24 protein-coding genes are annotated in these 25098 nt (G+C 47.4%); 1 reads left to right on the top strand and 23 read right to left on the bottom strand.

Annotated features, from left to right (window positions below):
• Positions 1-109: 109 nt before the first annotated feature.
• Entirely contained in the window at positions 110-961 is an 852-nt protein-coding gene (locus MHI01_RS24695) for a helix-turn-helix transcriptional regulator (RefSeq protein ID WP_340984323.1), read from the top strand.
• Between the two features lie 80 nt (positions 962-1041).
• Here MHI01_RS24695 and MHI01_RS24690 read toward each other — a convergent pair whose 3' ends face one another.
• The 23 genes from MHI01_RS24690 to MHI01_RS24580 all read right to left on the bottom strand — a co-directional run bounded on the left by MHI01_RS24690 (position 1042) and on the right by MHI01_RS24580 (position 25003).
• Positions 1042-1275 carry a helix-turn-helix domain-containing protein gene (locus MHI01_RS24690; protein WP_076211193.1) on the bottom strand — a complete coding sequence of 78 codons (234 nt, stop codon included), beginning with the start codon at positions 1273-1275 and terminating at the stop codon, positions 1042-1044.
• Between the two features lie 9 nt (positions 1276-1284).
• A complete protein-coding gene (locus MHI01_RS24685; protein WP_036605833.1) occupies positions 1285-1761 on the bottom strand; it encodes a DUF2975 domain-containing protein in 477 nt (158 codons plus the stop codon).
• A 206-nt stretch (positions 1762-1967) separates the two neighbouring features.
• Positions 1968-2303, bottom strand: a complete 336-nt coding sequence (locus MHI01_RS24680; RefSeq protein WP_076253275.1) for a DUF3024 domain-containing protein — start codon at positions 2301-2303, stop codon at positions 1968-1970.
• Positions 2304-2417: 114 nt separating this feature from the next.
• Positions 2418-2687: a 30S ribosomal protein S14 gene (rpsN, locus tag MHI01_RS24675; RefSeq protein ID WP_036605831.1), complete on the bottom strand. Its 270-nt coding sequence runs from the start codon at positions 2685-2687 to the stop codon at positions 2418-2420.
• Positions 2688-2740: 53 nt separating this feature from the next.
• Positions 2741-3937, bottom strand: coding sequence for a GTP-binding protein (locus MHI01_RS24670; protein ID WP_076253274.1), 1197 nt, complete (start codon positions 3935-3937; stop codon positions 2741-2743).
• 236 nt (positions 3938-4173) lie between these two features.
• Entirely contained in the window at positions 4174-5394 is a 1221-nt protein-coding gene (gene cntE / locus MHI01_RS24665; protein WP_340984322.1) for a staphylopine family metallophore export MFS transporter CntE, read from the bottom strand.
• 41 nt (positions 5395-5435) lie between these two features.
• A complete protein-coding gene (gene cntE, locus MHI01_RS24660; protein ID WP_076253273.1) occupies positions 5436-6629 on the bottom strand; it encodes a staphylopine family metallophore export MFS transporter CntE in 1194 nt (397 codons plus the stop codon).
• Positions 6630-6643: 14 nt separating this feature from the next.
• Positions 6644-7396 carry an ABC transporter ATP-binding protein gene (locus MHI01_RS24655; protein WP_076253272.1) on the bottom strand — a complete coding sequence of 251 codons (753 nt, stop codon included), beginning with the start codon at positions 7394-7396 and terminating at the stop codon, positions 6644-6646.
• Complete coding sequence (gene cntD / locus MHI01_RS24650) at positions 7397-8206, bottom strand: staphylopine uptake ABC transporter ATP-binding protein CntD (protein WP_076253271.1); 810 nt, start codon at positions 8204-8206, stop codon at positions 7397-7399.
• A complete protein-coding gene (cntC, locus tag MHI01_RS24645) occupies positions 8187-9083 on the bottom strand; it encodes a staphylopine uptake ABC transporter permease subunit CntC (protein WP_076253270.1) in 897 nt (298 codons plus the stop codon). The genes cntD and cntC overlap by 20 nt, the downstream gene beginning before the upstream one ends.
• The gene (gene opp1B / locus MHI01_RS24640) at positions 9083-10015 is read right to left on the bottom strand and encodes a nickel/cobalt ABC transporter permease (protein WP_076253269.1); all 933 of its coding nucleotides are present in this window, start codon (positions 10013-10015) and stop codon (positions 9083-9085) included. The genes cntC and opp1B overlap by 1 nt, the downstream gene beginning before the upstream one ends.
• 229 nt (positions 10016-10244) lie before the next feature.
• Complete coding sequence (cntA, locus tag MHI01_RS24635) at positions 10245-11882, bottom strand: staphylopine-dependent metal ABC transporter substrate-binding lipoprotein (protein ID WP_340984321.1); 1638 nt, start codon at positions 11880-11882, stop codon at positions 10245-10247.
• A gap of 277 nt (positions 11883-12159) precedes the next feature.
• Positions 12160-13446, bottom strand: a complete 1287-nt coding sequence (locus MHI01_RS24630; protein ID WP_340984320.1) for an opine metallophore biosynthesis dehydrogenase — start codon at positions 13444-13446, stop codon at positions 12160-12162.
• A gap of 66 nt (positions 13447-13512) precedes the next feature.
• The gene (locus MHI01_RS24625; protein ID WP_339284168.1) at positions 13513-14307 is read right to left on the bottom strand and encodes an SAM-dependent methyltransferase; all 795 of its coding nucleotides are present in this window, start codon (positions 14305-14307) and stop codon (positions 13513-13515) included.
• A gap of 43 nt (positions 14308-14350) precedes the next feature.
• On the bottom strand, positions 14351-15211 hold the full coding sequence (locus tag MHI01_RS24620) for a diaminopimelate epimerase (RefSeq protein WP_127547073.1): 861 nt from the start codon (positions 15209-15211) through the stop codon (positions 14351-14353).
• A gap of 332 nt (positions 15212-15543) precedes the next feature.
• On the bottom strand, positions 15544-16770 hold the full coding sequence (locus MHI01_RS24615; protein ID WP_255319773.1) for an amidohydrolase: 1227 nt from the start codon (positions 16768-16770) through the stop codon (positions 15544-15546).
• Positions 16771-16820: 50 nt separating this feature from the next.
• Positions 16821-17882 carry an LLM class flavin-dependent oxidoreductase gene (locus MHI01_RS24610; protein ID WP_036673426.1) on the bottom strand — a complete coding sequence of 354 codons (1062 nt, stop codon included), beginning with the start codon at positions 17880-17882 and terminating at the stop codon, positions 16821-16823.
• Between the two features lie 177 nt (positions 17883-18059).
• The gene (locus tag MHI01_RS24605) at positions 18060-18932 is read right to left on the bottom strand and encodes a LysR family transcriptional regulator (protein WP_017692495.1); all 873 of its coding nucleotides are present in this window, start codon (positions 18930-18932) and stop codon (positions 18060-18062) included.
• Between the two features lie 69 nt (positions 18933-19001).
• A complete protein-coding gene (gene ssuE / locus MHI01_RS24600) occupies positions 19002-19550 on the bottom strand; it encodes an NADPH-dependent FMN reductase (RefSeq protein ID WP_340984319.1) in 549 nt (182 codons plus the stop codon).
• 123 nt (positions 19551-19673) lie between these two features.
• Entirely contained in the window at positions 19674-20591 is a 918-nt protein-coding gene (locus MHI01_RS24595) for an ABC transporter permease (RefSeq protein WP_340984318.1), read from the bottom strand.
• Between the two features lie 60 nt (positions 20592-20651).
• The gene (locus tag MHI01_RS24590; protein WP_076253262.1) at positions 20652-21584 is read right to left on the bottom strand and encodes an ABC transporter permease; all 933 of its coding nucleotides are present in this window, start codon (positions 21582-21584) and stop codon (positions 20652-20654) included.
• Positions 21585-21845: 261 nt separating this feature from the next.
• A complete protein-coding gene (locus MHI01_RS24585; protein ID WP_340984317.1) occupies positions 21846-23489 on the bottom strand; it encodes an ABC transporter substrate-binding protein in 1644 nt (547 codons plus the stop codon).
• Between the two features lie 170 nt (positions 23490-23659).
• The gene (locus MHI01_RS24580) at positions 23660-25003 is read right to left on the bottom strand and encodes an LLM class flavin-dependent oxidoreductase (protein WP_253503056.1); all 1344 of its coding nucleotides are present in this window, start codon (positions 25001-25003) and stop codon (positions 23660-23662) included.
• Between the last annotated feature and the right edge of the window lie 95 nt (positions 25004-25098).

Genomic DNA, 25098 nt, shown 5'->3' with positions numbered 1-25098 from the left:
TTATGCGACTTATAATAAAATATTGTCATTGTCCAAGATTCAAATAACAGTAGGCTGAATCTATTTCAGTTCACTACATAAAAATATTGCGTTTAAATGGAGGATGCACGTGAAAGAACACATCTTTCTCCCCAAGCCGGTTTTCCCCAGACATGTATGCTTTCCCGATTTTATTGGAGGGTACAGTGACTTTCCGAAACATTATGTGAATCGGGAATATCGAACGAAAGATATCAACTTGGATCATTGCTATAATTTGCACCTTGTACTTGAAGGTAAAGGATTCCTGGACACGGGAACCACTCGTTATGAGCTAACACGAGGGCAGGGATTCCTCTACGGTCCCGGTCTCAGACAAACCTACTATTCAGATTTGGATGATCCGTGGAGTATTCGTTGGATTCACTTTTACGGCATTCGTCTCGAAGAACTGTTAAATGGAAAAGGCGTTGACGAGCCCTGGCTGTTTCAATGTTCCAACTTTCCGGTGGTTACCGCGCTCATGGATCGATTGCTGGAGCTAGGCAGAGGCTATCAGGTGGAGGACGAGCACAGTGTGGCAGCAACATTATATGAACTTCTGACCCGATTGCAATCCGCAGCGAGTCAAATCAATGTTTCTTTAAATCACACTTCAGAGCGAATTCGTGAAGCAGGGAATTATATTCGCTCTCATAGTAATGAGCACATCACACTTGATCACGCTGCCGGAATTGCCGGATACAGTACAACATACTTTAGCCGCAAGTTCAGTCAGACGTTTGGCATCTCCTTCCCGGAATTCCTCTTGGAATCCAGGTTATTACATGCGAAACAACTGCTCGCAACAACCAACCTTTCCATTAAACAAATTACGCTGGAAACGGGATTTTCACAGTCAAGCTACTTCATCCGCTGTTTTAAAACCCAGGAAAACGTAACACCTATGCAATTCCGTATGATGCACAATCTTTCGTTATAAGGTACGGGACGTATTCCTTGAACAAGCTGATGCAAAAAAAGACTCTGCATATAACATGCAGAGTCTTTTTCGTTCATTTTTCATAGATGTTCATTTGTATCTTCGTCCTCATCAGCCTTATATTCCAATATATCTCCAGGCTGACAATCCAGTGCTTTACAGATCGCATCCAGAGTGGATAAACGGATCGCTTTTGCTTTTCCTGTTTTTAATATGGAAATATTGGCGATTGTGATCTCAACTCTCTCTGCAAGCTCGGTAACCGTCATTTTCCGCTTTGCCAACATCACATCAATATTGATTATAATGGCCATATATTCACCTCAGACCACTAGGTCATTTTCTGATTTGATATCAATCGCTTCCTGTAACAATCTTTGGAGCACCGCTGAAAACACTGCAATGACCAATGAAGCAAAAACAGGAACCATTCCCATAAGAATGAGGCCTGGGGCATCATCTTTCTCTGCTACAACATAAACAAATGGCAACATCACAAAATAGAGACTACTGATTACAATAGCACAATATTTTATTGTTTTTAAGGATTTCACTGACATTAGAGAGAACGCTTCATTTTTGTCGATGTAGCTCAGCAGACGGAATGCCTGGTACAGTGCAACGATAAACGGAATAACGGACACATACATAATAATCACTATGGGGTATAGTGCACCTGCATAATTCGGATTCACCGGATTGTTTGCTAACCAGGGTATGCCGAATATACATAAGGCAAGAATGGGAACACCAATAAGCAACACAGCCAATTTTAAAAAGATGGTTGTACCTCGCTTCACAAAAAGCACCTCACTTGTTTTAAGTGATATGAATTTATCATAATATTTATCGTTTTACAATAAATTTTTATTGTAAAACAGATTTTATTTATTCTTTTTCCCATTAAGGAAGGCAGACCAAAAGATCGCCCCCCTCTTTGCTTCAATGATTCTTTGACACAAAAAAAGCCCGATGCTAGCCACTGTTTCGCTAGCTTCGAACTCGCTCACGTACGCCAGAACAACCCCGCCTCATCCCGTTCCACCTGCTCGAGCACATTCTCAAAATCGGAACAAGGTGTAATAACATCTACCGGATTCCAGCTGCTCTGTTCATCTCTGGCATACACTTTCCACTGATTTTCTTCCCAGTAAAATCGGGCAATATGCATCTTATCCCATTGATAACGTTCCTCGGCGGGTCTTTCTTCGGTCAGGATCAATTCATTGTCATTCATCTCATATGTCAACTTCACCATCGTACGCAGTGGCGCAGGTACCTTCTCGTGAATATATCCGTTCATTACGGACTGAATTCTTCGTAACGTAAACAAGTCCAACATGAGATGCACATCCTTTCAGCAAAATACCACCTCTGTTCTACGCACCACATGCAGCTCCAAGCACACAACAACCTGCCTTCATGCAATGGTGGTCAGCTACATCCCTTGATCATTTTACCAGCTGGATTTTGTTACACCAGGAATCTGTCCTTGATGAGCCAGTTCTCTGAACTTAATTCGAGATACCTTGAACTTGCGTAGATAACCCCGCGGGCGACCTGTCACTTCACAACGGTTCTTTAGTCTGGTCGGAGATGCATTACGCGGCAATTTCTGCAATGCCTCGTAATCCCCTTTTTCCTTCAATTCCCGGCGCAGGTCCGCATATTTTGCCACGATCGCCTGACGTTGCTTCTCACGTACCACTTTAGATTTTTTAGCCATGAATTACAGCTCCTTTATCCATTAAATTTATGTTTAGAACATCAACTTCCGAGTTATACCGCTTCCACAGGCCATGGCAGTGGATTGTCGAAATGGCCCCAGTCTCCCAGCATTTCTTCATCACTGAGCAGGCACTGGTCCAGCTCGTCTTCAATGCTCGCACGCTCCATTTCGATCCCAATCATGACAAGCTCCGTCTGACGATCTCCCCACTGGGCATCCCATTTCTCCAGAACATCCGGCTCGTTACGTAAAATCTCTTCTTTGTCCGCTTCCGGCAACGCAGCGACCCAATGTCCCGCAGGACCGAACTGGATGGATGGCCCTGCCTGACTGAGGCTTGCAGCAACATCCCCTTCAGCCGCAAGCCATACTAAACCTTTGGCACGTACCACTTCTTCCGGCCAGTAACTCATGAATTCAGCCAGACGGGAAGGATGGAACGGCTTTCTGCGGCGATATACAAAGGAACCAATGCCATATTCCTCAGTTTCCGGTGTATGCGACTCCTTCTCCAGCTCCTGAATCCATCCAGCGGACATGCTCACCTTCTCAAAATTAAAGCGGCCTGTATTCAGAATCTCGGACGGATTCACCTTTCCATTCTCAGTCCGAATGATCTTGGCGTTAGGCTGTAGCTTCCGGATGATGCCTTCGAGCTTGTTCAGCTCGGTGTCATCGACCAGATCACATTTGTTCAGTAGCAGCACATCACAGGTTTCGATCTGATCAATCAACAAGTCTACAACGTCACGGGTGTCCTCATCTCCGGTCGCCTGATTACGATCCAGAAGACTCTGTCCTGATCCAAAATCATGCCAGAATCGATTGGCATCTACTACCGTTACCAAACAATCCAATCGGGCCAGACTAGTCAGGTCAATACCCGACTCGGCATCGGCGTATGTAAAGGTCTGTGCAACTGGAACAGGTTCACTGATGCCGGTGGATTCGATCAAAATATAGTCATACTTCCCTTCGTTCACAAGCTTCTCAATCTCCTGCATCAGATCATCCCGCAAGGTGCAGCAGATACAGCCGTTGGACAGCTCCACCAACTTCTCTTCCGTTCGAGACAAGGTTGCCTCCCCCTTAACCAGCGCTGCATCAATATTAACCTCACTCATGTCGTTAACGATCACAGCAACCTTAAGCCCTTGTCTGTTGTTGAGCACATGATTCAAAACCGTCGTTTTCCCTGAACCGAGGTAACCACTTAGTACGGTTACCGGAACTTGCTTTTGTGTCATAGAAATCTACTCCTTATATTTGCAGTCTGTGTAATTTAGACTTTAATAGTAATTATTACGATTAACAACAATGACTATAATCCTGTTGCACGGTCGTTGTCAAACTATTTTTGATTTCAACCTGCAAAAAAAACAAAAAAAGGCTGACGACCAGCCCTTGCACTTTCGCATCCTGAGGATACGTTTTGGCAAGAAGTGAGTCATAAACCTCCTCTGTAAATGTTCTTTAGTTCAATTTATATAGTCACTCCAGATCTGGCCTTATTGCCCGCTTCCATCCGTTGCCTGAACACCAACACCAGTACCATCGCTGCAATAGAGAGCAACGTGCAGATCATAAACATGGTCGAATACGAACTCGCTTGCACAATAAGCCCCATTGCCAGTACACCCAGAGAGAATCCAAGGTCATACGAGGACATGAAAATCCCCATGAGTACATATCTGGAATCCGCAGGCAGCACAAAGGACAGATATGTGGTTAATGTCGGGTACAACAGTGCCAGGGCAAAACCGCTGAACACCGCGGAGAGATACACCAATGGCCCGATGATCTCCATTAAGCTGAGTAACTGGGTTCCCAGTGCTGCACACAGCATTAACCCTGCCATCAGCCAAGTATTCCAGCTACCGTCGGACGGAATTTTTTTACGCAAAATAAACCTGCACAGGATCACAACCAATCCCTGTATCGTCAGAAATACCCCTGCACTCGCCAGTCCAGTGGATACCATATACAGGGGAAGAAAGGTCGCTGTCGCCCCAAAGACGCAGGACGCAAACAACATCACCACACTGCTAATCAGCAGTGGCGTACTGCGCCAGATGCCGCCGAATGAACGAAACATATCGCCCAAGGTGTACGATTTGTTCTGCACGGTACTCCGCGGCAGATCCACATTATATCCAATCAGAAGTGGCAAAGCCGCCAGTCCGATCATCAGCAGCGTAAACGCCAGATCACTGGCATTTTCCCAGATTTGTATGGCAAGGATCGGAATGACCAGTGAAGGAACCATCGTAAACAGGGTGTACATGGACAGCCCTTGTGCCCGGTCCTTGTCCTCCAGCTTTTCCACAATGCCTGCCTGCATCGTCATGGAGAAAAAAGCCGTAGCCACCCCTTGCAGGGCCCGCAACCACAGATACGTCTCCACACCAAAAACAACAAACAGCAGCAGCGTTCCGGCATGCAAAATCAATAACCATTGCATCACACGAAGCGGCCCATGCTTACCCAGCAGCTGTGCTGCAAAAGGTCTCAAGAGCATACAAGTGAACATATATGCTCCCATCATCAGACCAATCTCAGCCTGATTTAATCCCGCAGCCTCACTTCTCAGGGGCAGAATAATCGTCAAAGCTGAATTTGCCGCAAAAAATAAAAAGGCCAGCATATAAAACCGGATAAACGAAAAGGATACCGGATTTAATTTCCCATTGGATGTTGCATTCATCGAAGACTTCAAACGTTCGTCACCACTTTCTCTTCTGGCAATCAACTCACAGATGTACCTGTCCCGGGTCTACGCCGTTCATAGGCAAAAACGATCATTACCGCTCCTAGAATAGCACAGATCATGTACATAAATGAATAGGAAGAGAAGTCAGCGACGGGTCCCATAATCACCCCACCCAGAGAAATACCCAGATCCGCCATTGCAATAAATAACCCGATCAGAACGTTCCGATTCAGCTTAGGCAAGACAAAAGATAAATAGGTCGTGAGTGTCGGATACAGGATCGCCTGACCGATTCCCATGAATACAGCGCCCGCATAGAAAAAGACCACCCCGCCTGTCACGGCAAAACTGACACATTGCGCAGCTACGGCGAGCAGACACATCGTACCCACGATGAAAGGAGAATGCCAACTACCATCGGACGGAATCCTTTTTCGGAGCATAATTCGAGCCAACACCACTGTTCCTGCCTGAAGCATCAGATATACACCCGCATTCCCGTCTGGTACTTGACTTGCATACAGCGGAATAAAGGTGGTAATCGCGCCAAATACAACCGAAGCGGCGAGCATTAACACACTGCAACGAAATAAATGTGGATTCTTCACCAACTGACCAAAGGATTCCCACATGCTCACGTTCTGCTCCGAAAGATTCTCAGCAGGTTGCTCCTTGTTTGGTTCCATTTTGGCGGTATATCCGAAGACGCCCGTACAGACGGCAATACCGATCAGAACCACTGTAAAATAATCCATACCACCCGTCTGCCAGATTCCTAGCGCGATAACAGGCCCCACAATCCCCGGTATATAACTAAACAACGAATAATACGAAATTCCCTGTGACCGATCTTTCTCCGGAAGTGCATCAATAATGCCAATCTGCAAAGCCATAGAAAAGAACGCTGTCGATACCCCCTGCAAAATACGAGCAACCAAATAACCTCCGAGTCCCGTAAAGGTATATAAAATCAGCGCAAATCCATTGATAATCAGAATTAGACGCAATATCTTAATCGGACCGTGCTTTTGAATAATCCGACCTGCCCAGGGTCTGAAAAACATCGTTGTGAACATATAAGCGCCCATGATCAGTCCAATCGTTGTACCGCTCGCACCCAAAGACTCCCCTTGTAATGGGATGATCACGTTAAGAATGGCATTGGCACTGAAATATAGAAGAACCAGTATGTACAAGCGCAGAAAAGGCCAAGACATCGCTCCACTCACAATGGGTGTTCCCCCTAAAATGTAATTAAATGCTTCAATAATCGCTTCGCATAGTCGGACTGTACGTCCTTGAGTTGCTTGGTCGGAACGATCTCTACAACCTGTCCCTCTCTGAAAATGATTACCCTGTCACAGATATAGGCTGCCGCCTGTATATCATGTGTGATAAAGACATAGCTCAGCTTATAGATTTCTTTCAACTCTTTCAGTAATTGCAACACCTGGATCTGAACAGACACGTCCAGTGAACTGATCGCTTCATCGAACACAATAAGTTTTGGGGCTGTCGAGATGGCCCTGGCAATGCACACTCTCTGAGCCTCCCCGCCGGATAGTTCATGCGGATATTTGGATCTATAGGAAGGGCCCAGTCCAACTTGGTTCAGCAACAGATCTACCTTCTCTGAGTTTCCCTGATGCTTTCGCAGCTTTTGCTGCGCTTGCATCGGTTCCATAATGGCAGTTTCCACGGTAAGAAATGGATTGATGGAGGATGTATAGTTTTGAAAAACAGCGCTGAGGTTTCCCATCCGTACACGCCGATTCTGTACGTCCTGACCATCCAGCAAGATCGTTCCAAGATCTGGGCGTTCAATGCCCAGAATCAGACGGCCCAACGTCGATTTACCGCTTCCGCTTTCACCGATGATACCCAGACATTCACCCTGTTGGCATTCAAAGGTAACCTGTTTCAATACCTGTTGTCTGTGCTTGGAGAACAGTCCGCCTTGGTTATATGATTTTTCGATACTTTCCACCTTTAGCATCTATAAGTCCCCCTGCATCAACGCCTTAAAATGATTGCTCAACTCCAATCGGGTAGAGACCAGATACTGCGTGTAGGCATGCTCCGGTTCCGTCAAAACAGAATGCATGTTGCCACGCTCTACGATGTTTCCGTCTTTCATGACCATCACGTCATCTGCAATCTTCTGAACGACGCCGAGGTCATGGGAGATGAACATCATGGAACAGCCCATGCGTTCGCGTAAATGAATCAATTGCTCCACCACTTCATATTGAGAGATCGTATCCAGCGCCGTTGTCGGCTCATCCGCAATAATCAGATCAGGCTCAAGCACTAATGCCAGTGCAATCATGATTCGTTGCAGCATTCCACCGGACAGCTGATGTGGATATTGATTCAGAATCTCGCGCGGATGTCTGAGCATGACGCTTTCCATGGCATTGATGATTTTCCGTTCACTCTCGCGGGTATTCCAGCCAAAATGCTGCTGAAGCGTCTCCCGAATATGAACACCAATGACACAGGAAGGATCAAATGCACTCATGCCATTCTGCAAAATCATACATAGATGCTTGCCCCGCTTACGCCGCATCTCCGGTTCCGAAAGCTGGTTCAGGTCTTCGCCCTGAAATAACATCCTGCCCGATTGGCGAATCCATGGCTTGTTCAGTCGCATGATAGCCCTGCACGTAACGGACTTCCCGCTACCACTTTCCCCCACGATGGCCATACAGCTTCCCTGTTTAACTTCGAATGAACTGTTATGAATGATCACTTTACCTGTATTGGTATCCCATACTTTCAAATGTTCAACCTCGACTATATTCATAAGTGGCCTTTCTCACCTCACTTTCGTAAGACTTGTCAGACTTACCTTGAGAGGTCATCAATTTGGGGTCCAGAGCCACTTGAAGGGCATCCGATAGAAAATTAAAAGCAGACACGACCACCACAATGGCCAGGCCCGGTGCCAACATTAATTCTGGTCTGGAGAACATGACTTCCCTCGCCTCATTGAGCATCATCCCCCACTCCGCATGCGGAGCCTGAATGCCAAGCCCCAGAAAGGAAAGGCCGGAGATCTGCAACATCATTGAACACATGGAACCACTCGCAATGACGGCAATATCGGCAAAGGTAACCGGAACAATATGTTTGGTTATAATTCTCAAATTGGGTGTGCCGGAGGCTTTGGCGAATTTTACATAATCCATATCAGAGAATTGCATCACAGATGTGCGAATAACACGGGCAAACCAGGCCCATTTCATCCACACAAAGGCAATCAGTATATTCTCCAGTCCTGCACCCAAAATGCCAACCACCGCCAGTGTCATCACGTATCCGGGAAAAGACAGCATGATATCACAGACTCTCATGATCCATGCATCCACTTTCCCCTTAAAGTAACCTGCGATGAATCCAACAATAGCCCCGATCAGAACAGATAGACTGAGCGCAACCAGAACCCATAACACACTTGGACGGATGCCATAGATAAGCCGGGATAATACACATCTGCCCAGATGATCATTGCCTAATAGATACTCCCAGGACGAGGAGGCATATCGAAGCTTCATGTTCACTTGTCCAGGATCATGCGGCGCAATAAGCGGAGCCAATATGCCCGCCATAAGCGTGAACATAATCACTACCAAAGAGGTCATCGCAAGCTTGTCTTTGCGCAGATTTTTCAATATTCGCATCAGTATTCCTTTCTCAACCGGGGATTCATCGCCGCATTAATGATGTCGGATAACGTGTTAAACAAGACAAAGGTGACAGCCAACATCAGAACATACGCCTGAATAATCGGAAAATCCCTGCTTAAAATGGATTTCACGCTGAGCCTCCCGAGCCCCGGCCAGGCAAATACATTTTCAATGACTACCGTACTGCCCAACACAATTGGGATCGCCATGCAAAAGATGGACACGGCCACCTGTAATGAATTTCTCAGAATATGCAGGGTTACTTTCTTCTCACTCAGACCGCTTGCCCGTGCATATAACACATAGTCCTCATTCATATTGCTCAGCATGGAACTTCGAACCGTTCGGAAATAAATGCCTGTATAACTCACCGTGATCACAATCACCGGTAGAATATAGCTTCGATACGAGTCCATGCCACTGGTAGGTAACAGGTCCAGCTTGACGGAAAAATACCAGATCATCATGGCTGCAAGCCAGTAGGACGGCATGGCTGTAAGGAAAAATGATACGCCTCTGACCGATCGATCCAGCAACTTGCCTTCTCTCATGGCACAGATCACACCCAGCAGAATGGACAGCGCAATAATAAATACCGATGAGACAAGCGTTAACTTCAATGTGTTCATAAAAGCCGGCCCCATTAATGACCACACAGGTTCACCAGATACATAAGAGTTGCCAAAGTCCAACTGTACAACAGCCATGATCCAGTTCGCATACTGGATCATGAACGGCTGATCAAATCCCAGCGCTTTATTCGTTTGGGCGATCAGTTCATCCGTGATCTGCGGAACTTCCTGTGCCTGTAACACAACAACCGCCGGGTCCAAGGGAGATAGATTAATCAGAACAAACGTTATAAATGAAATGATAATCAGTAAAGGGATGGTTAACAGAATCCTTTTGACGATATAACTTCCCATATCCATCTCCGCTCTATTTAAATTGAACTAAACAATATTTACACTACACTCCGATGACAGAACAACCTTCCGATCGCTGTTATCCCCAGATTTTTTTGATTCCTTTTATATAGGGAAAATCCGGGGATAGCGTATGCTTCCGATGTAGCTTTCTTGCAGAAAGCTTGTAGGCGAACGCTCCGCTTCTTCAGGTTCTTTCTGTCCTCTCCGTTTTGTGTAAATGTTTAGTTCAATTTATATATTTAAAATTCATTTTTTCAAATGGCAGTTCATATTGGGTCTGCTTGAATGAGATTCCATCGAGATTCTCAGGAGCGACTATGGTGACACGCCCGTTGGTAATCGGGATGAAGACCGCTTCATCATGGACGATCTTCATAATGTCGGCATACAGGGATTGGCGTGAAGCCTCATCCGTGGAAACCATGACCGCATCGATTTTTTTGTACAATTCATCTGCTTTGGCAATTCCGCTTGTCGTATGCTTGTATGCCGAATCGGATGTAAATGCAGCAATGGTACTCTGTGGATCATAGGCCAGTCCCCAGGTTTGATTAAAGAGCAAGTCATATTCCCCGGTGGCTCTCCGATTCGCAATGGAAGTGGATTCTTCGCCCACAATCTCAAGCTGAACACCCAATTCTTTCATCGAATACTGGATCAATTCAGCCTGTATTTTCTGTGAAGACGAGTTGCTGTCATAGTATAGTTTCATGGCTAAAGGCTGACCGTTCTTCGTTCTCACCTCTTTACCATCCGCCAATGTCCAGCCAGCTTGGTCCAAAAGATTTTTAGCCATTTCCGGATCATACTCCCGTTTCTTCAGGTCTACCTTGGCGTAATTGACATTGGCTGAAAATAGCGTGTCCGCTACAGTCTGCGTTCCGTTGAAAATATCCTTACTGATCGTTTCGCGATCAATGGCAACCCATAGCGCTTCTCGCACTGCCGTTTCCTGAACCGGACTATTCTCGCGACTGCTATTGGCTACGATCATATTGGTATTCATCGCTTCACTTCGGACCACTTGATAACCACCAGATTCAGCCAATTGGTCCATGGCTTCGACATCGATACTATCTGCTCCCCGGTCATCGGTGAACACAAAGTTGATCTCTCCTTTTTGCAATGCCAGGAATGTTGATTCACCTGCGGGAAGAACCTTGGAAGTGATTTTCTTGATTGCAGGTGCACCACCCCAATAGTCTTCATTGGCTTCAAACGTGGCATTCTCTTCGACTTTATGAGCAGTGAGCTTGTATGGTCCTGTGCCGTGGAAACCACTTACTCCGTCTTTGGTTCCGCCATCCTTGAAATCCTTGGGTGAAATGAAGACGTAAGGTCTTGTCATGGACAGTTCCACCAGTGCTGGATAGTAGGCTTCTGACAGTGTCAGCTCCACCGTATGCTCATCGATAACTTTTACACTCGTGATTTTGGTAGACAGCTTGATCCAGGCATGTTTTTCGGCATTCGCCTGTACTGCATCGATATTTTGTTTAACCGCCTCTGCGTTGAACGGCTCTCCATCATGGAATTTCACATCTTGTCGCAGATGAAAAGTATAGGTCTTGCCATCCTCGGAAATATCCCATGATTCAGCCAGCAATGGCTTGATTCCGTCAGGCGTGTTTTCCACCAGAGACTCATATATCATCCCTTGCGCAGGCATGGAGCCTGTATACAGATGGGGGTTCATATCATTAATATCTTTGGCAGAAGCATAGATAAGTTCCGTTTGTACTTGGCTATTTACAGACTCCGTTTGGGCGCTCTCTTCCTCTTTTGGACTCTGCCCGCATCCGGCGAGCAGCGCAATGGCTGACGCCAGCAATAGTATAGATGTAAAAGTAAGACGCTTTTTCACAACATTTCCTCCTGATGATTAAGTTACAAGCAGACCTTGTAGGTTACATCGGACCACTCCGATTGCAGTACCATCTTCCGATCGCTGTTATCCCCAGATTTTTTTGATTCTCTTTTCCAAAGAGAAAATCCGGGGATAGCATATGCTTCCGAAGTAGCTTTCTTTCAGAAAGCTTTTAGGCGACCGCTTCGCTTCTTCAGATTGGTTCCGCACTCTCCGTTATGATGTAAACATCAGGTTCAACTTGATTAATTTGAGATGTAATTAACCCTATTACTCAAAGTCCGGTGCAGATCATGCGGATATCCTCTTCAAAGGATTGGATTGAAAAGGCGCTGGACAAGCGCTGATCCGGGTGTGCGTCAGCCACTTCCTGAAGCTTAGCTTCATATCTGGCGATAAATTGATCAATGGTTGGACAGCTCACATCGAGATGTCCGGCTATGCCCTGAATGATTTTGATGCGGTAGTAATCTTCCTTGGGCATACGGGGGATGTCCAGTTCCCCTTCGCGGTTCATGAACGTTTTGCGGAATGGGACTGCTGAAAAGTCGAAATATTTCCCTTCCGAATTGGGTTCCGAGAATGGGTCAATCAATAATGAGGTGTACCGTATGTATAATAAATACTCTTGATGAATGACCTGCAGCTGATTGAAATTCTCGATATCCTGGCGTGATATACTCTCTAATCGAACCGGATAGTTGTCATCCGTCATGAATTGAAGCAGGTTCACTCCCTGGATATGGAGTCGGTCCGTAATATTCATAATCTCCTGCCACTGTGCCCGCATTTCCCGTATTAAAACTTGTGTAATCGGACCTTCAGGATACATCTTGTATATGTATTTCTGAATATTCGATGCTCCAAAGATGGCTTCTAATGAGAAGTCGTTCATGAACAAAGGTGGATGCACGTACAACGAAATATTTCTCGTTTCCGCCTCCAGTGGGGATCGCATCACTTCCAGCGCAACACCCAAACGCTCATACACTTGGCATAGCTTACTGACCTGTTCAGAAGGGTAAAGAGTGGAACCGATATAAACCTTTTTCTTGACCCCTGTAGTAATCACATGATTCGACGGATGCTCGTGCATCCAACGAGTATCTCCGAGGTAGGTAGAGAAACTGATCAATTCCAGCGCCGCATTCCGCTCTCTCATATAATGGGTCACGAGTCGATTCGACCCAAACGTTGGAGAAATCAAAATGATACATTTCAGTTGTTTGATGAATTCATCATTCATTTGTTCCAGTACATCGATATACGCATCGGTGGTAACCGCCAAAATGAGTGTATCCCATTTACCATCAATGGTGTCATATCCCTTGAACACATGATCAACGTAACACTCACCTGCGAGCGATTGATGTTTCTCATTTTGAATGCTGACCTGAATACGCCCATTGCTCTGTTCGAGGGCTGAGAATACAGACGCTGAACGAACCGATTGTCTCCCCGTAATGCCTATACAGCAGTTGAGATGATCTTTGAGCGTTACCGCAAGCTGAATGGATGCAGGTCCGGTTCCGAGTATCAGAATTCGCTGAAGATTGCTCATATAAGCCTCCTTAATTCAATGTTCAATCTGTAATCCATTTGGACGCACTTGGATGCACTTGCATACCTATGCTTTTTGATACAACGCAATATCAAACACATCATCCGGGCGCAGGATCGTATCCACCAGCTTCCATTTGTTGCTGTCCGTCTCTCTCATCGGATAATTGAACAAGGACTTCAACTGATCACCGTATCTCATGGCTACAACCACCTGTGCATTCGTCAGGGCATGCAGTTGATCAAGCAGCTCATATTTAGGGGCCACCGTAGAGCTGAAAATGATATGGGTTGCTTCCTTGGTATACTCCAGATTCTCCAGCAATGTTGACTCCAAACGAATCTTCAAACCCGCGCCCAGCGTCTCCACCACCTTCTGTCCGAGTCTAATGGATTCTTCATCAATATCGATCCCGACGACCTGTGCACCTGTTCGCTTGGCGATGAGTAATGGTGTCATAGGGAAGGAACCGGAGCCTACCAACAATACGTTGGAATCGGAGGTGACATGGAAGCTGCCGAATTCTTTATCGATACACTCTTCTATGTTTTTGAAATAATCGGCAATCTGCACATCCCCGTTCTCTAACTTTAATGCACGATATTTCTCCATGATCGCCACACACTGGGCGGATTTATTTCTTAACGCCCACACAAGCGAATCAAGCTCTTCCAGCTCGGAATGCTCCAACTGTTCCCATGCTGCCTTATTGTCCTGATCGGTCACAAAGCGGGAGTAGTCATTGATCACAGCTTCCAGCTCTGCACTATGCTGAATCGTATGATCATACTTGCTCGCGAGCTTATCGAATTTCTCTGAAAATTCACTCAAACATGTCTGAAAATGGACCAATGTGATCATTTCTTTTCCCCCTATACGTTGTCTCGATCATGTATCATGTACCTCATGCGTTTACAACGCTCCATTCTGCTGGAGCATCTATGAAGGCTTTGCCCTGAGCCACGATGCCAACAGATCCCTCAATCGTAATACTCTCAAATTCTGTGCCATCCCACTGGGCTACCACTTTGATCGCACCACCAGGCTGCTTGATGTACTGCGTAATCTGCCTCTGCTGGCTCCATGCGAGATACGCTCCCACGGAGGCCGTACCCGAGCCACACCCTCTCTCCCAGATCAGACTATCCAGCTCCGGAACATAGATGAGTGGGGCCATTTCTTCCAAGTGTGATTGATATAACAAGATACCGATCAGCTTATCTCCCAGGGTTAATCCCAGTAATCTTGCAAGGGTCTGTGCCCTCTTCTTCATCGTATCGTCAAAGTCATCAACTTCGATCACGATATGGATGAACTCAGGGTACCGGATGATCACCATATCGTGATCGATGCCTTCGTATCGGATTGTTCGTTGTTCGATCTGCTTTGGTATCGGCATGGTTACCTGACAGTCATATTCGTTCTGCTGCTTCTTCACATGGCACATGATCAATTGATCGGTTCCGGAAACCTCCAGCATGATGTCCATAGACTCCTGATGTGCCAGTCCTGCTTCAGATGCGTGGTGTGCTGCAAGTGCCATACAGGCATTGCCACAGAACTCTCCTCCGGCCATTTCCAGACGGGCAGCAGCTTCCGGTCTCCTCGTTGGTTCAATGAATCCCACTTGTTCAGCGTAAACGTTATCATACGACATTAGACGAGTTGCAATATGATTGTATTTCTCGGCTGCATGATCCGTTTTAACCAGAATCGTCATGTTTTGGGTGGGACTGAACTTGATAAAATCGATCTCCTGTTTCATCGCAGCGACTACTCCTGTTCTTCTTTTTATCTAATAGTAATTATTACGATTAAAAGGTCGAGAAAAATATAGCACATCCTTTTGGGGAGCGTCAACAAATATTTCCATTTAAAAAAATAAAATTTCATAATACCTTTAGCTGCCCTTCCTGTAAGAAAACCCAAACAGAGCTGACGCTTTTGCGCCAACCCTAGCCATAACTACACCATATATTAAGATTCAACAATCGTCGTTCCTACCCCGCTCTTACTTAAAAAAGGGAATACGAAAAACGGTTGCCGTCGAACGGAACCGTTTCGATCTGGATATGATCCAGTGATTCACTGTACTCATCACGCTTGATGTGCTTGCACATTGTGCAGTGCTTTCTCAGCCAGTGTAGCCAGAAGATGTGCTCCCAGCGACAGAGCCCGTTCATCCACATCAAAGCCAGGGTGATGCCACTCATGCGGGCCAGAGGTGCCCAGGAAGAGGAACAGGCCGGGAACTTCTTTTTGATAAAAAGAGAAGTCCTCTCCTGCCGGAGAAGGCAGCGGTCTGATGCTATTCAGCCCAATCTGACTTGCAACTTGCTCCGCCGCAGATGCCAGAGCTTCATCGTTGACCACGGCAGGAGGTCCCTGAATCCAGCGAACCGTAGCCCGTGTGCCATAGGCTGCCGCCACACCGGCGACTACCTGATTGAAACGCTCGCGAATCCGTGCACGCACTTTCTCATCAAAGGTACGCACTGTGCCATCGAGGATCGCTTCATCCGGAATAACGTTCCAGGCTGTGCCACTGTGGAGCTTGGTGACACTGATTACAGCACTCTCCTGTGCTCCCACATTGCGACTCACAATGGCCTGTAATGCCGTAACAATATGTGCGGCAACCACAATTGGATCAATGCCTGCTTCCGGCACGGCTGCATGGGTGCCTACACCTTCCACTTTGACAACAAAACCGTCTGCTGCTGCCATCAATGCGCCTTCCCGAATGCCCACCGTACCTACCTGGAGATCAGGCTTGTTATGCAACCCAAATACGGCCCGAACATCGGATAATGCGCCGCTCTGGATCACTTGCCGAGCACCCGTTGCTTTTTCCTCCGATGGCTGGAATATCAACCGTACTTTTCCCGGTAGAATGGACTCGCGCTGTTTCAGTAATCGTGCAGCACCGATCAGAATTGCCGTGTGTGCGTCATGTCCGCATGCGTGCATCTTTCCATCTACCTGGGAGGCAAATTCCAGCTTTGTCTCTTCCTGAATGGGCAACGCATCAATATCTGCTCTTAGGGCGACAACAGGACCGTCCCCTTGACCCACTTCAGCAACAAGCCCTGTCCGCAGCGCATATTCGTCTGCAATACGGACGCCTTCCTCTTCCAGCCAACTGCGAATGGCTGCCGTCGTCTCCTTTTCCTCGCCGGACAATTCCGGGTTACGATGCAGATGTCGCCGAATGGTGATTAATCTTTCCACGAATTCTTCCGCCCGTTCACCGTGAAGTTCATGCTCGGGGCCCTGTACTTGTTGGTCAGAATGCTGCTTGGGCTGTTCCAGATCACTTTTCATCACATGGCCTCCCATTCGTATATATTCACTGCTATATTAACTGCCTAACTCTATCCGATTGCAGCTTCCTGTTCCTTGGATTCCAGTGCAAATTCACTGAGTCCCTGCTCTGCCAGAATCTCACGCAACAATTCGAATGAACGAATTCGCTTGGTAAAGTCCCGTGTAGCTGTAGTCACAATGAACTCTTCCACAGCAAACTCCTGCTGGAACTTCAGCAGTGCCTGACCTACGCTTTCCTTCGTACCCCGGGTCACACTTGGCTCCAAAATCTCGATCCGATAGGTTTCGTTTGATTGACGGCCGAATTCTTCCGCCTGTTCCACAGAACCGACAGTGAGTACTTTCCCACTCTCCAGATGGATCTTCACCAGCATATGCTCGCTCGCAAGTCCTTCCGCTTCCTCCTCACTCTCGGCCACAATTAACGATATGGCTAGTGCAGCGTAGGGCTCCCGTCCTTGGGAACGATCAAATTGTTCACGATATACACGGATCGCTTGAAGCGCTACCTCTATATTACTGTTAATGAACAGTGAAAAGACATATGGGAGTCCCAGTTCCGCAGCCATGCCCGCACTATCGACACTTGCTCCAAGTACGTACAGCTCCGCTGGAATGTCCGACACTGGCGAAGCGCTGAGACCTGCAAGTGGATGCGACTGATCTTCAAGCGGCTCATTGTGGATGTATCGTTTCACCTGAACAATTTTCTCTTGAAGAGATGCGGCTTCCTGAATACCTTCCTGCAACGCCTGTGTCGAACGTGGTAACCCGCCTGGTGCACGACCGATTCCCAGGTCAACTCTTCCTGGTCCGAGCGCGGCGAGGATATTGAAATTCTCGGCGACTTTGTATGGACTGTAATGCTGAAGCATTACTCCGCCAGACCCCAGCCGAATCCGCTTTGTATGCGCAAGCAAGTGGGAGATGAGTACTTCCGGGGAGGAACCTGCAACATGCCCTGAATCATGGTGCTCCGACACCCAGAACCGATGGAATCCAAGCTGCTCTGCCCGCTGTGCCAGCTCAATCGTATGCCGAAAAGCATCCACCGCCGTTTCCCCTTCATAGATGGGAGTCTGATCCAAAATGCCAACACGAATACTCATATCCTTCTCCTCCTTGATTGTGCTGAACCACTGTTCTTGAATCATTATTAAGTTGAACTGGAGATGTTACACTTTATCACTCCGATTGCAGTACCATCTTCCGATCACGCTTCGCTTCTTCAGATTGGTTCTGCACTCTCCGTTTTGGTGTAAAAGTCAGATTCAACGTTAGACGCTTTATAGTTGCCGCAGCAGTTCCCCAAAGGGCTCTGCCAATGGCGAATATTCTTCTTTTAAAGTAACGACGCTGATCTGCAACGATACACCTGCTACCTCATGTACCTGAATGGGGAACAGCTCCTGATTTTGCACTTCCTTCTTCACCGTAAGTCCTGGGAGAAAGGCAATGCCTGCCCCTTGCATAACCAGTTTCTTCGCCGTCTCCGAATTATCGACATGATATGTAATATTCGGCGGATGTTCCAGCGAGTCGAAAGCCCGGTGAATGCGAAGCCAGTCCAGTGAACCACATTCAAAAAAGACCAGTTGCTCATTCCGGATGGCTTCCATGCTGACATGCCCGCTCTCAATGAATGGATGCCCTTTGTACACATAGAGCTGGATCGGATCTTCATAAAAAGCAACCGTACGGATCGCAGGATGCATGACCTTGCGGACAAAAGCAAGATCGATCTCCTGACCAAGAAGTTTGGCAATCAGCTGATCCGTCGTTGCGGTCGTCAATTTGATATTAATTTCGGGGTAAGCTTCCTTGATCTTGGGTAAAAAATCAGGAATGACATAGTTGGATACCGATACTGTACTACCGAGTCGAAGAGCATCCGGTGTTGATCGCCGTTGCTGAATCTTCTGCTTGCCCTTCTGAATCACTTGCAGCACTTGCTGCGCATATGGAAGGAATTTTCGACCTTCCTCTGTCAGCACAATTTGTTTGCCAAGCCGATCAAACAACTTGCAGCCCAGCTCCCTTTCCAGTGACTGAATGCGAGCTGTGACCGAAGGTTGGGACAAGAAGAGTACTTCGGCAGCCTTATTGAAGCTTCCATAATGATTGATATATACAAATGCTTCAATATTCTCGATATTCATGAGCGCCTCCGTATCCACGTCCTCAGACGTTTGATCTTATATTGATTTATCCAATACACTTACTTGGTTTTATGATATCGTAATCCCATCCTTTTCCAGTGTCAATATCAATTCATCCAGCGAGCGATCCAAACGTGTAGTCACATCTGCCGAGAGTACAAATTTTCCATCATCCAATCGCTCAATTCCCTGATCCACAGCATACACGCCACCCAAGATATGTCTTCCACCAAGGGCTGCCAGAACAGGTTTCAATGCATAATCAATGGCGAGCAGATGAGCTATAGAGCCACCGATAACGAGCGGAAGTGTCAACTTGCCCCGCAACCCTTCTTGCGGAATCAGATCCAGGAACAGCTTGAGCACTCCCGAGTACGATGCCTTGTATACCGGTGTAGCCACAATAACTGCATCCGCCGCTTCCACGACAGCGAGTGCATCACGAATGAATGAGCTGTCAAACCGGGCTTGCACCAGATCCTCAGCGGGCAGGTCCACAACATGAATGACTTCAACAGTGATGCCTGCCTCCGTTAATTTTTGGTTGCTGTAATCCGTCAGACCTGTCAAACGCGAACGTTTGGAAGGTGATCCGGCAATAATGACAACATGTGACATGAATATCTCCTCCTCAAGCGTAAACGGCTGTCGCCGTCCTTTGGTGGCACAGCTACCGTTTCGCAGTGAAATATAAAAATGGATAGGGTGAAACTTATAAATTCTTATATTTTGGAATAGCGGTCAAGCCGCTCCTTTTACTTTGGGGTCCAGCCGATCGCGAATATCGTCTCCAATCAGATTAACCGCCAGTACAAACAACGTGATCGCCAGACCCGGGAACGTACAGATCCACCAGGCAACCGTCAGATAACCTCTACCTTGTGAGAGCAATGCGCCCCAATCCGGTATTTCCTTCAACATCCCAAGTCCCAGAAAACTGAGTCCGGAGCCCGTCAGGATTGATGTCCCTACGCCCAGCGTAGCCATGACCAGCAAGGGTGACAACGAATGTGGCAGTACATGTTTCCAAAAAATACGGGTATTGGAACCGCCCAGTGAACGTGTCGCTGTAATGAAAGGCAGACCTTTAACTGATATGACCTGCCCACGCATCACCCGTGCGTAGCCCGGAATGGAGGAAACCGCAACAGCCAGTGCAATGTTCATCAGTCCTGGCCCAAGAGCAGCTGCAACAGACAATGCAAGGAGCACGCCGGGTACAGCCATCAGAATATCGACAGCCCGCATCGTGACAGTATCAACAATTCCTCCGGCATAACCGGAGATAATACCAAGCGCACTACCGACAATACCGCCCACTAGAACGGAAGCAAATCCAATGAGCAGCGAATCCCTGCTTCCATGCACAACCACACTGAAGATATCCCTGCCAAAGTAGTCCGTCCCGAACAGATGCGTAGCAGAAGGAGCCTGCAGTATGGCATCCGTCATCATCTGAGTTGGATCATAGGGCGCAATCCAGCCCGGTACAATCGCACATGCCACGGTAAACACCACCACCAGCAATGCTGCATAAAAGAATAATCGGGATACCGCGAATGAGACGCGATAACGCCAAGGGCGGCGATTCCACAGATGGATACGTCCTACACTGCCGGCCCATGCTTTTTTGTCACCAGCCAAAGGTTTCATGCTCATGAGCAACAACTCCTCCTTTCATACTCCGTGTCAGGACACTTCTGACTGTTCTATCCGATATCATGTTCGGACTGCACGCCGAACCCGGGGATCAATGTACGAATACGAGATATCCACCAGCAGGTTCAAGACCACATAGATAATGGATGTAAAGAAAACAACGCCTTGCACCACTGGCAGATCCTTGGCCATTAGCGCATCCGCAATAATTCGGCCGATCCCCTGTCTGGAGAAGACGGTCTCCACCACAACGGTTCCCGCAAGCAGATCACCGATCAGCATGCCGATTACCGTTACAGCAGGAATAAGCGCATTACGCAGTGCATGGCTATACATGATTGCACGCTCCGAAAGTCCTTTGGCCCGTAATGCCACGATAAACGGTTCATTGATGACTTCCAGCATGCTGTTCCGCACCATCCGTACGATAAACCCTGCACCCACGAGACCCAGCGTAGCTGCCGGAAGAACCAGTGAGCTGAATCCGTCGGAACCCATCGCCGGGAACCAGCCAAGCTGTACTGAAAATAAAAGGATGAGCAGAATCCCCGTCCAGAAGGTTGGCATGGAGATGCCAAACAGTCCAACGAGCCGGGCGACAAAATCAATCACGCCATTGCGATGAATTGCAGACAATACACCAAGTGTAATCCCAATCGTGATGGCAATGATTGAGCTGAGTGCGGTCAAAGCCAGTGTGGCTGGAAAATGTTCCAGTATTTTTGGCAGAACTGGATCGGAATTGATCATTGATTTACCGAAATCCCCACGCAGCATATCACCGAAATAGTTCGCAAACTGGATGTAAAACGGTTGATCCAGTCCAAGCTGAACCCGCAGATTTTCGATCATCTCCGGGGTAGCCGAGGATGGGTCCAGCATGAGCAGAACCGGATCACCCGGCAGAAGATACATGATGCAGTACACCAGCACCGAAGCTCCGAAAATAACCAGAAGCGATGTTGCAAGTCGTGACAGTATCGTTTGAACCATACCGGGATATCTCCTTCCTCAATCTGGATTGGCCGTTCCTATAGTGCGTGTTCAAAAAGACCAGTTTTCAGTACCGAGAAGATGGAATGAAGCTAGAAATGGAGTAGCGGAGCGTAGGAAACTACGTGAGCAACTGAAATGTTTCCGAAGGAAACATCCTTCGTAAGCCCCCCGCTTATTTCGGCTGAATTTCATATTCGATGCTGATCATGCCATTAGGCATGACTCGTAATCAAAAGTGGACTTTTTGAACAACCTCTGTTAGGGCTGAATGCGGACGTCGTTAAAGAGTGGATAACCCAATGAATCAAACTTGATGCCTTCGACCTTTTTGGATGCAGCGACGGTATACGGGAATACATAGATCGGCAGAATTACCGCTTGCTCAATCAGGTATTGCTGGATTTGATTGTAGATCTGAACACGTTTATCAGGATCCGTCTCGACCGCTCCCTGCTCTAACAGTTCATCGATCTTTGGATCAGACAAACCGGACAATGTGGGACGCTCGCCCTCTGCACTCGTATGGTAGAAAGCGTACAAGGCATTTGGATCAGAATTGACCTGACTGTTGCCATAGAGATCATAATCCCAGTTCTGATAGATGACCGTTGCTACGTCTTTTGTAATTTCCACTTCAACCGCAATGCCAACCTGTTTCAACTGTTGCTGGATAATGGCGGCAATGTCATTGCGTTTCTCCCGATTGGGCGAACCATCGACATACCGCAGGGTCAGTTTCTGGCCGTCTTTGGCACGAATTCCATCAGCGCCTTTCACCCAGCCTTGTTCATCGAGCAGTTGATTGGCTTTGTTGATGTCCGGGTTGATGCTTCCTTCCAGCGATGCATCATAACCCAGGATTCCAGGAGACAGTGCGGACCACGCACGTTCGTAGTTACCCAGATACAATGTTTTGACAATCGATTCCACATCTACAGCGGATTGTATTGCCTGCCTTACTTTCACATCATCCCAAGGCGCTTTGCGCAGATTGAAAAAGAGTGTGTACGGCAGTCCAACCGTATTGGCCTGTAACAATTGCTGGTTCGGATCGTTTTTTAATGCAGCGATATTTTGCGGTGGAACCGTCTCGGCAGCGAGTACCTGACTACTCTGTACACTTCCGATACGCGTTGCTTCTTCCGGTACAATCTTGAATGTGATCGTATCCACATGGGGCGCGGCTTTATTTTCAACCGTCTCAGGTCCCCAGTTGTAATCCTTGTTTTTGGCAACGACGATATCCGCATTTTCATCCCATTTTACAAAGGTATACGGACCTGTGCCCACCGGATTTTTACCTAGCTGGTCACCATATTTTTGGGCAGCTGTTGGGGATACGATCCCCAGAAGTGCCTGGCTCAAGTTACCGAGAAAGGCTTGCGCTGGTGATTCCAGATTTACCTTGATCGTATATTCATCAATGACTTCGGAGGAGCTATACGGTCTAATCAGGGCCAGAGAATTGGCAGCTTTGGTGGCCGGGTCGATCACCCGGTCCAGATTGTATTTCACGGCTTCCGCATTAAACGGTGTACCATCATGGAACTTCACACCTTCACGCAGCTTGAATGTATAACTCTTGCCGTCCTCGGATACGCTCCATTCCGTGGCAAGCCAAGGTTTGATGGAACCATCAGGCAGCTGCACGACCAGATTGTCGTAGATCGTCCGGATGGCGCGTACCGTTACGGCAAGCCCACTGCGATGAGGGTCAAGCGTATCCGGTGAAGTGGCGAGTGCAAAAGTCAGGTTGCCTCCTTCAGCTTGCCCGGCCTGCCCCCCACCTGATGCCTGTGCCGTACTGTTCGTGCTGCCTCCCGCCGCTCCGCAACCGGATAATACCATCACCAATACTGTTGCCAATGCCATATATTTCATCCATGAGATAGACCTGTTCATATCGCTTCCCCCTCTGTGTATACAGGTGTCATTAAATTGATGTTTATACCAATACTCTATATATCCTATGAGTTAAGTCGGTTTTAATATAGTACGAAACGTAGTAATTACTTTATTACCGTTTGGAGAACACAACAGACAAAATCAAATGCTCGTTCGCTCCCTATCCGTTATGCCAAATCAGATACAACTTGCTTCTTCGCAGCCGTATAACGGTTAACCGGAATCTGTACCCCAAGGTTACCTCGCAATGTATCGTGTTCATAGTCCGTACGATACAGGCCGCGTTCTTGCAGAATCGGAACAACCAGTTCCACAAAATCAGACAATCCACTTGGCAGCTCCGAAGCAATAATGAAACCATCCGCCGCTTCCGTCTCAAACCATTCCTGAATCTTGTCAGCGACCTGCTCCGGTGTGCCCAAGAATTTGCTGCGTGGTGTTGCTGCCCGCAGAGCCACTTCACGCAAGCTCAATCCTTGCTCTTTGGCATCCTTCTTGATCTTGTCGGTTCCACTGCGGAAACTGTTGCTTCCAATGCCATTCAGCTCCGGGAACGGTTCATCCAGCGGATATTGGGAAAAATCATGGTGTTCGAAGAAACGTCCCAGATAATCCAGCGCTTTATCAATGGTAACCAGACTTGCGATCTCCTGATATTTCTGTTCAGCTTCCTCTTCCGTCCGTCCAACAATAGGATTGATGCCTGGCAGAATAACAATATCCTGTGCAGAACGTCCATAGGAAGCCGCCCGTGTTTTGACATCTTTATAGAATGCCTGTGCATCTTCAATCGTATCGTGTCCAGTAAAGACAGCATCCGCTTCTTGCGCCGCCAGCGTTTTGCCATCTTCCGATGAACCTGCCTGGAAAATCACCGGCTGTCCTTGCCGTGAACGGGCAATATTGAGCGGACCTTGTACGGAGAAAAACTCTCCTTCATGATTAAGCGTGTGCAGCTTGGATGGATCGAAGAATACACCGCTCTCTTTGTCTCTTACAAAGGCATCATCTTCCCAAGAGTCCCACAACCCTTTGGTTACCTGTAAATATTCCGCGGCAATGCGATAACGTTCTGGATGCGAAGGGTGACTGCTCTTGCTATAGTTCTTCGCTGTACCTTCCAGCGGAGAAGTCACGACGTTCCAGCCTGCACGGCCATCACTGATCTGATCGAGGGAACCGAACTGTCTGGCTACGGTGAACGGATCACTATAGGATGTCGAGAGGGTGCCTACCAGTCCAATATGTGAAGTAACGGCAGCCAAAGCGGAGAGGATACTGATTGGTTCGAAGCGATTGAGGAAATGCGGAATGGATTTCTCGGTAATATACAGACCGTCTGCGATAAAGACCAGATCGAACTTGCCTTCCTCCGCTTTCAGTGCCTGACGTTTGTAGAATCCAAAGTTAACGCTGGCATCCGACAGAACCTCCGGGTGTCTCCATGTGGTGTTGCTTCCTCCAACCCCATGAATAATGGCTCCAAATTTCAAACTGCGTTTCGCTGTCATATGCACTCCGCCTTCCTTGGATTAGAATCTTCAAAAGAATGATCAAGGGCCAACTGAACTGATTACGTATGCGAAATAACTTAAAAGTTAACTAT

Source organism: Paenibacillus sp. FSL M7-0656, from assembly GCF_038003225.1.
Taxonomy (GTDB): Bacteria; Bacillota; Bacilli; order Paenibacillales; family Paenibacillaceae; genus Paenibacillus; species Paenibacillus amylolyticus.
The sequence above is the reverse complement of the archived record's forward strand: the minus strand, read 5'-3'. Positions and strand labels throughout refer to the sequence as shown.